General features: G+C 39.4%; 13 protein-coding genes, 3 pseudogenes and 1 riboswitch. Of the genes and pseudogenes, 10 read left to right on the forward strand and 6 right to left on the reverse strand.

Annotated features, from left to right (window positions below; genetic code table 11):
• Positions 1 to 48: 48 nt before the first annotated feature.
• The 3 genes from AABL52_RS10670 (at position 49) to AABL52_RS10680 (ending at position 2592) form a co-directional block, all read left to right on the forward strand.
• On the forward strand, positions 49 to 1377 hold the full coding sequence (locus tag AABL52_RS10670) for a hemolysin family protein (RefSeq protein ID WP_097843060.1): 1329 nt from the start codon (positions 49 to 51) through the stop codon (positions 1375 to 1377).
• A gap of 52 nt (positions 1378 to 1429) precedes the next feature.
• Positions 1430 to 1843 (forward strand): ATP synthase subunit I, encoded by a 414-nt coding sequence (locus AABL52_RS10675; RefSeq protein WP_000613582.1) that lies wholly within the window; start codon positions 1430 to 1432, stop codon positions 1841 to 1843.
• 200 nt (positions 1844 to 2043) lie between these two features.
• On the forward strand, positions 2044 to 2592 hold the full coding sequence (locus tag AABL52_RS10680) for a DUF2179 domain-containing protein (RefSeq protein WP_000938441.1): 549 nt from the start codon (positions 2044 to 2046) through the stop codon (positions 2590 to 2592).
• Between the two features lie 97 nt (positions 2593 to 2689).
• Here the strand turns inward: AABL52_RS10680 and AABL52_RS10685 are convergent, their stop codons facing one another.
• A complete protein-coding gene (locus tag AABL52_RS10685) occupies positions 2690 to 2920 on the reverse strand; it encodes a DUF3923 family protein (RefSeq protein ID WP_341519344.1) in 231 nt (76 codons plus the stop codon).
• Positions 2921 to 2995: 75 nt separating this feature from the next.
• The gene (locus AABL52_RS10690; RefSeq protein WP_106102559.1) at positions 2996 to 3376 is read right to left on the reverse strand and encodes a hypothetical protein; all 381 of its coding nucleotides are present in this window, start codon (positions 3374 to 3376) and stop codon (positions 2996 to 2998) included.
• A gap of 473 nt (positions 3377 to 3849) precedes the next feature.
• On the opposite strand from AABL52_RS10690, the gene AABL52_RS10695 reads away from it, so the two are divergent.
• On the forward strand, positions 3850 to 4962 hold the full coding sequence (locus tag AABL52_RS10695) for an RNA-guided endonuclease TnpB family protein (RefSeq protein ID WP_423250473.1): 1113 nt from the start codon (positions 3850 to 3852) through the stop codon (positions 4960 to 4962).
• Between the two features lie 99 nt (positions 4963 to 5061).
• Here AABL52_RS10695 and AABL52_RS10700 read toward each other — a convergent pair.
• Positions 5062 to 5199, reverse strand: a pseudogene (locus tag AABL52_RS10700) (MDR family MFS transporter); the annotation flags it as partial.
• Here AABL52_RS10700 and AABL52_RS10705 point away from each other — a divergent pair.
• From AABL52_RS10705 to AABL52_RS10720, 4 genes and pseudogenes are all read left to right on the forward strand, one after another.
• Positions 5179 to 5298: pseudogene (locus AABL52_RS10705) on the forward strand (CGNR zinc finger domain-containing protein); the annotation flags it as partial. The pseudogenes AABL52_RS10700 and AABL52_RS10705 overlap by 21 nt on opposite strands.
• A gap of 41 nt (positions 5299 to 5339) precedes the next feature.
• The gene (locus tag AABL52_RS10710) at positions 5340 to 6095 is read left to right on the forward strand and encodes a class I SAM-dependent methyltransferase (RefSeq protein ID WP_341519345.1); all 756 of its coding nucleotides are present in this window, start codon (positions 5340 to 5342) and stop codon (positions 6093 to 6095) included.
• A gap of 205 nt (positions 6096 to 6300) precedes the next feature.
• Positions 6301 to 7725: pseudogene (locus AABL52_RS10715) on the forward strand (collagen-like protein); the annotation flags it as partial.
• Positions 7726 to 7748: 23 nt separating this feature from the next.
• Entirely contained in the window at positions 7749 to 10262 is a 2514-nt protein-coding gene (locus AABL52_RS10720; RefSeq protein WP_341519346.1) for a BC_3345 family exosporium-associated protein, read from the forward strand.
• Positions 10263 to 10316: 54 nt separating this feature from the next.
• Here the strand turns inward: AABL52_RS10720 and AABL52_RS10725 are convergent, their stop codons facing one another.
• Together AABL52_RS10725 and AABL52_RS10730 are read right to left on the reverse strand one after the other, a co-directional pair.
• Positions 10317 to 10460: a hypothetical protein gene (locus AABL52_RS10725; RefSeq protein WP_000945246.1), complete on the reverse strand. Its 144-nt coding sequence runs from the start codon at positions 10458 to 10460 to the stop codon at positions 10317 to 10319.
• A gap of 96 nt (positions 10461 to 10556) precedes the next feature.
• Positions 10557 to 10699: riboswitch (cyclic di-AMP (ydaO/yuaA leader) on the reverse strand.
• Positions 10700 to 10737: 38 nt separating this feature from the next.
• Positions 10738 to 11199, reverse strand: a complete 462-nt coding sequence (locus tag AABL52_RS10730) for a GNAT family N-acetyltransferase (protein ID WP_341519347.1) — start codon at positions 11197 to 11199, stop codon at positions 10738 to 10740.
• A gap of 136 nt (positions 11200 to 11335) precedes the next feature.
• Between AABL52_RS10730 and AABL52_RS10735 the strand changes: the two genes are divergently transcribed.
• Positions 11336 to 11584: a GlsB/YeaQ/YmgE family stress response membrane protein gene (locus AABL52_RS10735; protein WP_000539721.1), complete on the forward strand. Its 249-nt coding sequence runs from the start codon at positions 11336 to 11338 to the stop codon at positions 11582 to 11584.
• A 63-nt stretch (positions 11585 to 11647) separates the two neighbouring features.
• Positions 11648 to 12769, forward strand: a complete 1122-nt coding sequence (locus AABL52_RS10740) for an AI-2E family transporter (RefSeq protein ID WP_048546503.1) — start codon at positions 11648 to 11650, stop codon at positions 12767 to 12769.
• A gap of 74 nt (positions 12770 to 12843) precedes the next feature.
• Here AABL52_RS10740 and AABL52_RS10745 read toward each other — a convergent pair whose 3' ends face one another.
• Positions 12844 to 13143: a hypothetical protein gene (locus AABL52_RS10745; RefSeq protein WP_341519348.1), complete on the reverse strand. Its 300-nt coding sequence runs from the start codon at positions 13141 to 13143 to the stop codon at positions 12844 to 12846.
• Positions 13144 to 13273 lie beyond the last annotated feature (130 nt).

Below are 13273 nucleotides of genomic sequence, written 5' to 3' on the forward strand. Positions count from 1 at the left end.
TAGTATACAGGAGGTGGACACCTTAGTTTTTTAAACTAGGGGGATTCATTGGAAATATTTAATTTAGTCATGGTTGCGATTTTAATCGCATTTACTGGATTTTTCGTAGCAGCAGAGTTTGCGATTGTAAAGGTACGTTCAAGTCGTATTGATCAGCTTGTTGCGGAAGGGAAACGCGGTGCTTTAGCAGCGAAAAAAGTAACAACAAATTTAGATGAATATTTATCTGCTTGTCAATTAGGTATTACAGTTACAGCTATGGGATTAGGTTGGTTAGGTGAACCGACAATTGAAAAGTTATTACACCCGTTATTTGAGAAATGGAACATAAATCCTTCTATCTCATCAGTATTAACATTTGGTCTTGCTTTTATGCTAATGACGTATTTACACGTTGTAGTAGGGGAATTAGCTCCGAAAACGATGGCAATTCAAAAGGCTGAACAAGTAACGTTGTTATTGGCAGGTCCGTTAATGATGTTCTATAAAGTCATGTATCCATTTATTTGGGTATTAAACGGTTCAGCTCGTGTTGTAACTGGCTTATTCGGTTTAAAACCAGCTTCAGAACATGAAGTAGCTCATACAGAGGAAGAATTACGTCTTATCCTTTCAGATAGCTATGAAAGTGGCGAAATTAATCAGGCTGAATACAAGTATGTAAATAACATTTTTGAATTTGATAATCGTATTGCAAAAGAGATTATGGTACCGCGAACAGAAATCGTTGGTTTCTACCTGGAAGATTCAGTAGAAGAACACATGAAAGTAATCCAAAATGAGCGATACACACGTTATCCGATTTTTGGAGAAGATAAAGATGATATTATCGGTATGGTCAATGTAAAAGATTTCTTTATTCGATATATGACCGAGGATCAAAAAGATTTATCATCTATTCGCTCGTATATGCGTCCGATTATTGAAGTGATGGAAACGACTCCAATTCACGATTTATTACTTCAAATGCAGAAGAAGCGAATTCCGATGGCTGTTTTATATGATGAGTACGGAGGAACAGCAGGGATTGTAACGCTTGAAGACATCTTGGAGGAAATCGTCGGCGAAATTCGTGACGAATATGATGAAGATGAAGCACCACCAATTCAGCATGTGAATGAGCACCATAAAATCGTTGATGGAAAAGTGCTTATCTCAGAAGTGAAAGATTTGTTTGGATTACACATTGAAGAAGACGATGTGGATACAATCGGTGGCTGGATTATGATGCAAAATCATGAAATTGAAGAAGGACAACATGTTGAGGCGGAAGGTTATGAATTTAAAGTGTTAGAAAAAGATGCTTACCAAATTAAACGTGTTGAAATTCGTAAAATGGAACAAGAGCAAGAAGAAGAGAAAGCAGCAACTGTGTAAGTTGCTGCTTTTCTTCTAAAGTATAAAAAATGCGAAATTAGGAGCGGATATTTTGATTCAAGCAGCCTTACGTGTATATCGATTACAATTGTATGTGATCTTTAGTGGTTTACTACTTATGTGGACGATTACTCCGTTTGGAAAACAAGTAACAGGGTTTGGTATTGGATTAGCTGTAAGTGCATATTGCCTTTGGTTATTAGCTCGCAGAGTGGAGAAACTTGGAAAAAGTATCGTAATGAAAGAAAAGGCTCCTGGATTAGGAGTGTTAAACCGATTCGCTGCAGCCATTTTAGGAGCTATCATCATGTATGAAATTGAGCATGAAATGGAAATGTGGGCATTCGGTACAGGCATTTTAGGTGGTCACTTTTTAATGATTGCAAATTTAGCTTATGCGAATATTCAGTTAGTGAAAGAGGAAGAGAAGCAAAGGGAACATGCTTCGAAAAACATAGAGCTATGATGAAAGGGACCTAATGGGGTTCCTTTTTGTGTTTAAAGCGAGCTAATGAAAGGAATCAAATTTACGACAAATATAATACGCTTCTTTTTTACGTTTTTCAATAGTATGAAAAATAATGTAAAAAAATTTAAAAACCCATCGATTTCTAAAGGTTATGTATGTTATTATGACAAAAGACTTTTTGAAAGAGGTGGATACCAATGTTACAAGCGTTACTTATCTTTGTGCTTCAAATTATTTACGTTCCCATTTTGACAATCCGTACGATTTTGCTTGTAAAGAATCAAACAAGATCCGCTGCTGGTGTTGGATTGTTAGAAGGAGCTATTTACATTGTCAGTTTAGGTATTGTGTTTCAAGATTTATCAAATTGGATGAACATCGTTGCCTATGTCATTGGCTTTAGTACGGGACTATTATTAGGCGGTTATATAGAGAATAAATTAGCAATTGGTTATATTACGTATCAAGTTAGTTTACTAGACCGTTGTAATGAATTAGTAGATGAACTACGTCACTCTGGATTTGGTGTTACAGTATTTGAAGGCGAAGGAATTAATTCAATACGTTATCGCTTAGATATCGTTGCAAAGCGTTCTAGAGAAAAAGAACTGTTAGAAATAATTAATGAAATTGCACCGAAAGCGTTTATGTCTTCTTATGAAATTCGTTCATTTAAAGGCGGATATTTAACGAAGGCAATGAAGAAGAGAGCGTTAATGAAGAAGAAAGATGAACATGCATCGTAAAAAAGGGGAGTAGTGCTGCATTAAAAGTGCAGTATAAGTCCATATGTAAAAGAGAGGAATCTATTTGATGTAGATTCCTCTCTTTTTTAGAACAGTTTCAATATTTGTTACGGCCAGCCCTCAAATTCATGATTAGCCATATAACTTGAATAAATACAGGTATGATAAACGCGATTAATAAAACGATAAGTGAAATGGATTTAAGTTCGGGTGTTTGAGTAACTCCAGCACCATCAACGTCGCGTAGCCAAATAATAGCGGCCCATATTCCAAAAATGATAATCCAAAATATGTTACCAATCCACCAAGAAATCCACCTTCTTTTCATGTTCCCCCCCCTTATATGTACCCTCTGTTAAAAGTATATTTTCGTTCTTATATTTATAAGGAAATACCTATAAAATTAATTTTGTTTAACTGTATATCTAACTTGTTTAAACGTTACCATTTCGCCATCTTTATCATCATCTTCATTCTGTAAAAGTTGGACTCGTGGTTTGTAGTCTGTCCTATGAGCATCCTTGATACCTGTAATATCAAGCTTGTAGGATTCACCATTCTTTATTTTTTGTTCGAATACTTTTTTATTGGCAACATAAATAAAAGTTACTTTATTCTCATCAATACCTTCAGTCTTAATTTCTAATTCGTTATCTTTTGTAGTAATCGTTGGTGTTAATAATTCAATACTGCCGTTTCCGGTTTCTAAAGAATTTTCCGCTATAGTTGAACATCCAGATAATATGATTCCGATGAATAGAAGAGCACTTAATTTCTTTCTCATAACATCCCCCAATTTCAAGTGATTTTGGATTTTGGCATTGCTAGGCTTGTAGTGTTTTATGTAAATGTTTAGCTAGCATTCTTTTTGATTATACCATAATATGTAAATGAAAACAGGTGTATATCCAATGTAAGGGGGATTGAAAAGTTTACTTATTGCCGAGAATCAGTATTTTTATAGTAGGTATATATCTTCTTTAGGAAATCCTTTTTCATATTTAACATATTATCCGAAAGAAGTCTCCTTCCTCAGGCGTGTGAAAGACGATAGTCTAGCGGCAGGTGGGAGATGAATTTCGATTTGGCGTAGCCAAACATTTGTTTTTCCTATTTATTTCGCCTCTGATATAATTAGTCTTATAAGAGGGGAATTTTGGTATAACAATGAAAGTAGATAATAGTCTTGTAGTGTTCAGGTTGTGTGATCACCGTCATAGCTTATGGGAAATGAAGCGAAAAATGAGGTGAATGGATATGCCAAAGCAGAATAAGGCGTATAAATTTCGTCTGTATCCAACAGAAGAACAAGCACATCTCATACGAAAAACCTTCGGGTGTGTACGTTTTGTGTATAACAAAATGTTAGCTGAACGAAAAGAAGTATATGAAAAATATAAAGAGAACAAGGAAGAACTGAAGAAACAAAAATTCCCTACTCCTGCGAAATACAAGGCGCAGTATGAATGGTTGAAAGAAGTCGATTCCTTAGCATTGGTCAACGCGCAATTAAACTTGCAAACTGCGTATAAGAATTTTTTTAGTGGTCAAAGTGATTTTCCTACATTCAAAAGTAAAAAGAGTAGAAAATCCTATACAACGAATCGAGTAAACGGAAATATTATGTTATTTCATGGTTATATCAAATTACCAAAGTTGAAAATGGTGAAACTGAAGCAACATAGAGAAATCCCGTCAAAACATATCATCAAATCGTGTACGATTTCGATGACATCTACTGGTAAGTATTACGTGTCTATTTTGACCGAATATGAAAAAGAAATCACTCCAAAAGAAGTAGAGCGTGTAGTTGGATTAGACTTCGCAATGGCTGAATTGTACGTGAGTAGCGAAGATGAGAAAGCAAATTATCCTCGCTTTTATCGTCAGATGTTAGAGAAATCAGCGAAGGCACAACGAGTATTAGCAAGACGTGTGAAAGGTTCCGAACGCTGGAATAAACAACGCATTCGTGTAGCGAAATTGCATGAAAAGGTCGCCAATCAACGTAAAAATTTTCTTCATCATAAGTCTAAAGAATTAGCTACGAGTTTTGACGTTGTAGCAATCGAAGACTTACATATGAAAGGAATGTCACGAGCATTTAGATTTGGTAAGAGTGTAGCGGATAATGGTTGGGGGATGTTCACGACATTTTTAGCATATAAGCTACAAGAACAAGGAAAACAGTTTGTAAAAATAGATAAATGGTTTCCTTCTACAAAGATGTGTAGTAATTGTGGAAATAAAAAAGAAATGCCGTTATGTGAACGCACGTATGCGTGTTCGTGTGGACTCACAATCAGTCGTGACTATAACGCAGCGGTCAATATCAAAAAAGAAGCAATCCGCTTATTAGCGTTCGCATAAATAGTAACAAAATAACCTTTGGAACAAGGGAGTTAGCTCGGCTGTCCTAGGACAAATTCGTTAGCTATCAAAAGTAGCGATGAACCGAGAAGCCCCACTTCAAGTAAGCTCGTAAGGGGTACTAAGTGGTGGGTAGTTCACAATATGTAGTGAAATAAAACCAATAATTCTTATTCCACCGAGAATAAGCCATGGTGTATACATTCAGCTTAGGTTGGAAGTAAAAGATGGTGCGGTATGTATGCTGGAGAAGAAGGTGGAAGAGCGTGCGGTACGATTGCGAAAGTGAAAAATTACCGGGCGAAGAGAAAAGGAAAATCAGGTTATAATGTGTAATTTATAGTAGGGGAAGAAAATGGGATGGGGGAATGTAGAATATGAAAGGGACACAAATGTTAGCGTTAAATAAAAAGTGCTGGGATACAGTTGCGCCATATTTCTTTCAAGTAGATTGTTTACCGAAATACGGCCCGTATACAGCGTCTGAAGATGAGATTCATTTGTTCGATTCAATTAGAAATAAAAAGGTTCTTGATATTGGATGTGGAAGCGGGCATTCGTTGCAATATATGGCAGAACATGGGGCAGAGGAAGTATGGGGTCTTGATCTTTCAAGTGAACAAATTAAAACAGCGAATGAAACGTTAAAGTGTTGGAATCCAACGTTAATATGCGGCGCAATGGAAGAGGGAGTGGATATTCCGAAAGGGTATTTTGATATTGTATACTCCATTTACGCATTAGGATGGACTTCGAATTTAAGAAAAACGTTGGAACTGATTTATTCATATGTAAAGCCAGGAGGAAGTTTTATTTTTAGCTGGGAGCACCCAGTATATTCAAATTTACAGTATGGTACAGAAGAAATTGCTTTTAAGTCTTCTTATCATAAGGAAACTCCTATTACGTTTGAAACATTTAAAGGAGAAAATGTACAAGCGACATTATATAAGAGAAAAATAAGTACATACATAAATGAGTTAAATAGAGCGGGGTTTACAATTGAGAGAATAGAAGAACCTGAGCCATCGACCTCGTTTGATGGAGAACGAGCTGAGCCGTCTAAGAAATATTATTCATTATATAAAGCGAGAATGGTGCCAACTACTTTTATTATTAAGGCGAGAAAATAAAGTGTTTTATAAGAAGAAGCCTATCATTTCATCTATTTGAAATGATAGGCTTCTTTATTTTTTAAAAAATGAGGTCAGAGGTGTACTTTTCTTATAAAAATGCATTTCATATAAAAGGTGTAATTATTTTTGGGGAAGGGGGATTGTTGTGCGTCGTCATAGAAAGTGCAAAAAATTTGGAGTGGCACTGCCTCTTCCACTTATAGGAGCAACTGGCCCTACAGGTGATAGTGGCCCAACTGGTCCAACTGGAGGGCATGAAGGTCCGGTCGGGCCTCCGGGAATTACTGGACCTACAGGAGCGATTGGTCCACAAGGCCCTCAAGGTATCGAGGGAATACAAGGTCCACGAGGGACAACAGGAGCACAAGGAATACAAGGGTTACAAGGAATAATTGGTCCCACAGGCACAACAGGAGCAGCAGGAGTCCAAGGTCCACAAGGAATCACCGGTCCAACAGGAGCAGCTGGAGCACAAGGTATACAAGGCCCTCAAGGGATACGAGGGGAAACAGGAGCAGCTGGAGCACAAGGTATACAAGGTTCACAAGGAATACAAGGGGAAATTGGATTAACTGGTGCTCAAGGTGCTCAAGGTCTTCAAGGAGTCCGAGGAATAATCGGTCCAACTGGTGCGATTGGTTTGCAAGGTCCTCAAGGAATACAAGGTATAGCGGGCCCAACAGGAGCACAAGGTTCTCAAGGTATGCAAGGAATACAAGGGATCACCGGTCCAACTGGAGCGCAAGGAATTAGAGGTCCTCAAGGATTTTTGGGGGAAAATGGGATAACAGGTCCCCAAGGAGTGGAAGGTGCGCAAGGTATTGAGGGACCCGAGGGACCACAAGGAAATGTTGGGGTTACGGGCGTGACTGGAGAAACAGGAGCGACAGGAGAAACAGGGGCAACAGGTACACAAGGAATACAAGGCGTTCAAGGGATTATGGGGATACAAGGAAGTACAGGAATGACAGGACCTACCGGTGCGACGGGAGTAACCGGAATACAAGGTGCTCAAGGTATACAAGGTATACAAGGCCCAACTGGAGCAAGGGGAATGACAGGGGTTAACGGTAGTGTAGGTCCAGCCGGAGCGCAAGGTAGTCAAGGGCCGATTGGAGCTGTGGGACCTACTGGAGCAACTGGTAGTATAGGGGCTATAGGTTCCTTAGGAATAGTAGGTGCAACAGGGGCGACTGGCTTACCTAGCGGAGGTGGTTATTTCTTTTCTACTTCAACGAGTGCAGTTGCAGCGAATGCACTAATACCAATCAATTCCGGGTCTACAATTTTTGGTTCTGGTGTCAGTTTAACAAATGCAACAACTGTAACGTTAAGTACGCCGGGAATATATTTAGTCAGTTATTATTTTCAAGGTGATCCAAATGGGGGGAATGAAACGATTTCCGTGAGGCTTACTTTAAATGGAACGCAAGTCGCGGGGAGTTTTATTTTTTATGTTACAGGAGGTACTTTTGTATTAGAACCAGCGATTTCTAATACGATGGTCATTAATGTTGCTTCTTCAAATGCTACTTTATCTTTACAAAATGGCCCATTAGCTATTGGGCATGTAACGACATTATCTGGTGTGATAACTGCTAGTTTAAATGTATTAAAAATAGTTTGACACGTTAGTTATAACGGGGGGAGATGCTTGTGAGGGATCAAGATAAGTGTAGTAAGTTTCAAGCACCTATTCCTTTTCCGGCGTCAGGTATTACGGGGCCAACTGGTCCAACCGGTCCGACAGGTTCTTTAGGTGGACCGACTGGACCGCAAGGAATACAAGGCGTACAAGGGCCAATTGGTCCAACAGGTCCTACAGGAATTCAAGGTGTGCAAGGGGTGCAGGGAGAGATTGGTCCACCTGGTCCAACCGGTTTAACAGGACCACGGGGTTCTCAAGGTAGTCAAGGGCCGATGGGGGAACAAGGTCCACAGGGAATTCAAGGTGTTCAAGGTATGCAAGGCGAAAGGGGTCCGACTGGCCCAGCTGGAATACAAGGGATACAAGGAATACCAGGGCCGATGGGAGAAACAGGTCCAACCGGAATACAAGGGATACAAGGTATACAAGGGGAAATCGGGCAGGTGGGTCCAACCGGAATACAAGGGATACAAGGGGTGCAAGGTGGAATTGGTCCGACTGGTCCAACAGGAAATACGGGTATACAAGGTGTTCAAGGGAATTTAGGGAGCAGTGGTTTACAAGGGGTAACAGGTATACAAGGTATTCAAGGTCCGATGGGTCCGACTGGTCCAACCGGTTCTCAAGGAATACAAGGGGAGCAAGGGCTAATGGGACCAACCGGTTTAACTGGTGTTCAAGGTTTACAAGGTCCGCAAGGTGAGATGGGGTTAACTGGTCCAACAGGCTCTCAGGGGATACAAGGAGTGCAAGGGGTAATAGGACCAACAGGGGCAACTGGTTTGCAAGGGGATCAAGGGCCGACAGGCTCGACAGGTCAGGCGGGAGTAACAGGTCCAACTGGATCTGCAACAGGTCCAACAGGAGCAACGGGTCCAACAGGTCCGCCAGGAGGCCCAACCGGTCCAACGGGTCCAGCAGGATCACCGGGAGGTCCAACAGGTCCGACTGGAGCAACCGGTGCAACAGGGGCGACCGGAGCAACCGGAGCAACTGGAATACAAGGAGTGCAAGGTGTAATGGGCCCAACCGGAGCAACCGGTTTAACAGGTTTGCAAGGCGTACAGGGGCCAATGGGGGTAACAGGTCCAACAGGTGACCAAGGTATCCAAGGTCCACAAGGAGTAATGGGAGTAACCGGACCAACCGGATTACAGGGTTTACAAGGAGTACAAGGACCGATAGGAGCAACTGGCCCGACTGGTCAACAAGGAGTGCAAGGGGCACAAGGTCCACTTGGGCAGGCAGGTCCGCAAGGAATACAAGGAATACAAGGTGAGCAAGGAGTAATGGGGCAGGCAGGCCCCACCGGTTTACAAGGTCTTCAAGGAATTCCAGGTCCAATCGGTCCAACAGGTCCTCAAGGTTTACAAGGAGTGCAAGGTCCAAGTGGTATAACTGGTCCAACAGGTCCTCAAGGGATACAAGGAATTCAGGGGCCACAAGGAGGTATAGGTCCAACCGGTGCGACTGGAATACAAGGAGTGCAAGGTCCAGAGGGGCCAACTGGTCAAACGGGTGCAACAGGCCCGCAAGGAATTCAGGGAATACAAGGAATCCAAGGTCCAACCGGTCCACAGGGCATTCAAGGTCTGCAAGGAATTCAAGGTTCGATTGGTCCAACAGGCCCAACTGGACCGCAAGGAATACAAGGAATAACCGGATCAACAGGTCCAACCGGTGTAACAGGGGCAACCGGACCGACTGGAGCAATTGGTCCACAAGGCATCCAAGGAATTCAAGGACCACAAGGGGGAACAGGTCAAACGGGTGCAACAGGCGAGACAGGAGTAACCGGTCCACAAGGCGTGCAAGGAATCCAAGGACCACAAGGGATAACTGGTCCGACGGGAGCAACCGGAGCGACGGGAATAACAGGTCCTCAAGGAATCCAAGGAATTCAAGGTCCACAAGGTGTGACGGGAGCAACCGGAGCAACCGGAGCGACAGGAGCGACTGGTGCAACAGGCCCAACAGGAATCCAAGGAATCCAAGGAATAACAGGAGCAACAGGGGGAACGGGAGTAACAGGCCCAACCGGTGCCACGGGCCCAACCGGCTTAACAGGCCCAACTGGATCGTCTGCCATATCAACAGGTGGCGGCTATTTCTTTTCTACCTCAACGAGTGCAATTGCAGCAAATGCCAACATCCCAATTAATTCTGGATCCACTGTATATGGAACTGGTGTATCTTTAACTAGTGCCACAACGGTTACCGTATCTACACCAGGAATATATTTGGTAAGTTATTATTTTCAAGGAGATGCAAGTGCTGGGAATGAGACAGTATCTGTCAGATTATTATTAAATGGAGCTCAACTAACAGGGAGTTTTATACAAAACGTAACGACATCAACTGTAGTAATCGAACCTGCCATTTCAAATACGCTTCTTGTGAATGTAACGAGTGCTAATTCAACATTAATATTACAAAATGGTCCATTAGGTGTAGGGCATGTGACGACTATAGCAGGTGCGATTACGGCAAGTTTAAATGTAGTGAGAATATTATAAGGAATATAAAAAACACAAGGAATGTCTGTATAGACACACCTTGTGTTTTTTTCTTTATCTTTTCGGTTGAAAAATATGTTGAAAGAAGTATTTGTGATGTAAGTTATCTACAACTTTATTTGCTTGATATGTGCGGTGTTGTTCGAGTCGAAGTCTTTGCTCCATCATTTTTATTGCGTGATCAGATAAACGTAACATTATACATGTCTCCTTTTCTATAAATATAGGTGTCTATTGGTATCGATCCCATATTTATAATTAAGGAGGTACACTGTGTAACATAGGCAAAAAGCACCTTCCTCTCCCATTACGCTTACGAGGTTAGCTGTCGGACTCGGGAAGTGAGAGTTTCCCTACTTAAATAAGATTCGCCCCAAGTAGCATAGCTACAAAAATGGTTCCCCCGCTCCAAAATTTGGACTCAGCAAAAGGATTTATAAAGTAAAGGATAACATAAATAAATTGATGAGTCAAACTATTTTATGTTTTCTGATTTTTTGAGTGAGGTTAAAACCACTCCATCGGGTAATATAATATCATTTATTTTAATAAATCCATGTTTTTTATATAAAGACAGAGCAGGTGTATTTTCTTTCCCTGTTTGTACAATATATGTTTGTGAAGGGGAGAACATGTCAAATACATATAGTAGTAGTTTTGTGGCGATTCCTTTATGAAAATGATCGGGGGATACTACTAAACGATGAATATCAACTTCCTCTTCATCCATTTTAAAAGAAATAAACCCGGCAAGTGTATCTCCATAAAAATAGCCGTAAAAAATTTCATCACATGATTGAATATCGGCTACAGTATCATAAAGGCGAGGAATAGCTGTGCTATTTATATATTTTGCTTCAATTTCATAAGCGGGTATTTGAATGTTTAAAATATAAGTAGCGGTGTTGTGAGAAGTTGTAATTAATTTTTGAATCATAGGGTAAAACCTCCTTGTAGGCTTTATTTTCATAGATTTGACAAGATTTTTCTTTATTGGATATAATAATTATAATAGTTACATAACAATTTAGTATTAAAAAGAAATACACCATAATAGAAATGGAGGGCTAAAAATGGGATGGATTATCACATTAATAGTTGGTGCTATTATAGGTGCAATTGCAGGTTCTATAACGGGTAAAAATTTTCCAGGTGGTATGTTCGGAAATATTATCGCAGGTTTATTAGGTGCTTCGTTAGGTGGTAGATTATTTGGATCTTTTGGGCCATCATTTGGTGGGATTCATGTCGTGCCAGCATTATTAGGGGCAATCGTGTTAATTCTTATTGTATCATTTGTAGTGAAAGCTGCAAGGAAATAAAGATATAGATCATGATGAAAAGCCCTGAATAAGGGCTTTTCATCATTCGAAGAGGTGGTTTCGTTGGAGAAATTAAATATTAGAAAAAGAGATAAGTTGAAAAAGTTTTTTAGAGAGCAAAATTATTTAGCGGTGTTACTCGGCTTTGCGTTATTGTTTATTAACATATTACTGCTAACGAAGATTTCTTTTGTGTTTACTCCGTTTATCGTCTTTTTAAAAACAATTTTCTTCCCAGTACTATTAGCGGGTGTGCTATTTTATATTTTGCATCCATTCGTTTCGCTTTTAGAAAAGAAAGGTGTTTCAAGAATCGTATCAATCGCTTCTATATATATAATAGTGCTAGGATTATTTGTGTTTTTAGTTGTAACAGTAATCCCGATTATTAAAGATCAAATTGATGCATTAATAGATAACTTACCGTATTTCGGTCATGAAATTGAGCGAGCGGCACGTAGATTCGGGGAAAGTAATTTACTAGGGAAAATTCAGGAGAATTTAAATATTGATGTAGCGAGTATGGTAAAAGACTACACAGTTGATTTTACGAAGTCGTTATCATCAGTAACTGGAAATGTAACTGGATTTTTAAGTACTGTTACAGAGGTCGTTTTAACGTTTGTAATGGTTCCATTTATATTGTTCTATCTTTTAAAAGATGGTGAGCAATTACCGAATCATTTCTTAAAGTTTATTTCAGAACAAAGACAACCAGCAGCGATGAGAATACTAGATGATATGCATTATGCGATTAGCTCGTATATTAGAGGGCAAATTATCGTTAGCTTGTTTATTGGTATTATGTTATTAATCGGCTACCTGATTATTGGTATTAAATATGCGGTACTACTTGCAATTTTAGCGATGATTGTAAATATCGTTCCGTATGTAGGGCCAATCATTGCAATTACACCAGCATTAATTATCGCATTTATTGACTCGCCAGCAATGGTGTTAAAAGTAATTATCGTTATGATGGTCGTACAGTTAGCAGAAGGTAAATTTATTTCTCCGCAAGTTATGGGAAAAAAGCTAGACATTCATCCAATTACTATCATTTTTATTATTTTAACTGCCGGAAATTTATTTGGAATTATGGGGATTATTTTAGCAATTCCAGGATATGCGATATTAAAAGTGTTAGTAACGCATAGTTATAGATTTGTTAAGTTGAATACGTAAAAAAAGAGCTAAAACAGGTAAAACTGTTTTAGCTCTTTCTTATTTATACTCTTGTTGTAGTAAATAAATAAACCTTATGCGTAGGCTTTTAATTCAATAATAGGTAGATTGCTTTCCTTTAGTTTGTAATCAAATATTAAATCGTCTATGCGAAAATTAGCATCTACTTCAAGAGAAATGAAAGTACCTCCGATTTCTATTTGGTTTCCGTTCGCATTTTCAAAAGTGAGCGCACCGTCAAATGTTTCTATGTACTCATCGCAAGTGTATACATATATAGCGATGGATGTGAAATGTATAATTACGCCTAAAGTATCATCGTTAGTTTGAATAACGTTCGCAACTTTATTCATTTTTTTAGTAAACCAACCCATGACTTCACCCCGTTTTTGTATTGTAAAGGAATTCTGTATATATTGATTATATATCGAAAGGGATAAATTGGTAATAACTATTGTTAAAATCTAATAAAAAGAAAATTTAGTTTTTTTGTGAGTGAGAAAT

Source organism: Bacillus paramobilis (assembly GCF_038096195.1).
GTDB classification, from domain to species: domain Bacteria; phylum Bacillota; class Bacilli; order Bacillales; family Bacillaceae_G; genus Bacillus_A; species Bacillus_A mobilis.

What these genes read in the sequence shown, in the direction of transcription:
- AABL52_RS10680 (WP_000938441.1), top strand. Translation starts at nt 2,044, where the DNA reads ATGTTACAAGCGTTACTTATCTTTGTGCTTCAAATTATTTACGTTCCC.
- AABL52_RS10685 (WP_341519344.1), bottom strand. Translation starts at nt 2,920, where the DNA reads ATGAAAAGAAGGTGGATTTCTTGGTGGATTGGTAACATATTTTGGATT.
- AABL52_RS10690 (WP_106102559.1), bottom strand. Translation starts at nt 3,376, where the DNA reads ATGAGAAAGAAATTAAGTGCTCTTCTATTCATCGGAATCATATTATCT.
- AABL52_RS10695 (WP_423250473.1), top strand. Translation starts at nt 3,850, where the DNA reads ATGCCAAAGCAGAATAAGGCGTATAAATTTCGTCTGTATCCAACAGAA.
- AABL52_RS10710 (WP_341519345.1), top strand. Translation starts at nt 5,340, where the DNA reads ATGAAAGGGACACAAATGTTAGCGTTAAATAAAAAGTGCTGGGATACA.
- AABL52_RS10720 (WP_341519346.1), top strand. Translation starts at nt 7,749, where the DNA reads ATGCTTGTGAGGGATCAAGATAAGTGTAGTAAGTTTCAAGCACCTATT.
- AABL52_RS10725 (WP_000945246.1), bottom strand. Translation starts at nt 10,460, where the DNA reads ATGTTACGTTTATCTGATCACGCAATAAAAATGATGGAGCAAAGACTT.
- AABL52_RS10730 (WP_341519347.1), bottom strand. Translation starts at nt 11,199, where the DNA reads ATGATTCAAAAATTAATTACAACTTCTCACAACACCGCTACTTATATT.
- AABL52_RS10735 (WP_000539721.1), top strand. Translation starts at nt 11,336, where the DNA reads ATGGGATGGATTATCACATTAATAGTTGGTGCTATTATAGGTGCAATT.
- AABL52_RS10745 (WP_341519348.1), bottom strand. Translation starts at nt 13,143, where the DNA reads ATGGGTTGGTTTACTAAAAAAATGAATAAAGTTGCGAACGTTATTCAA.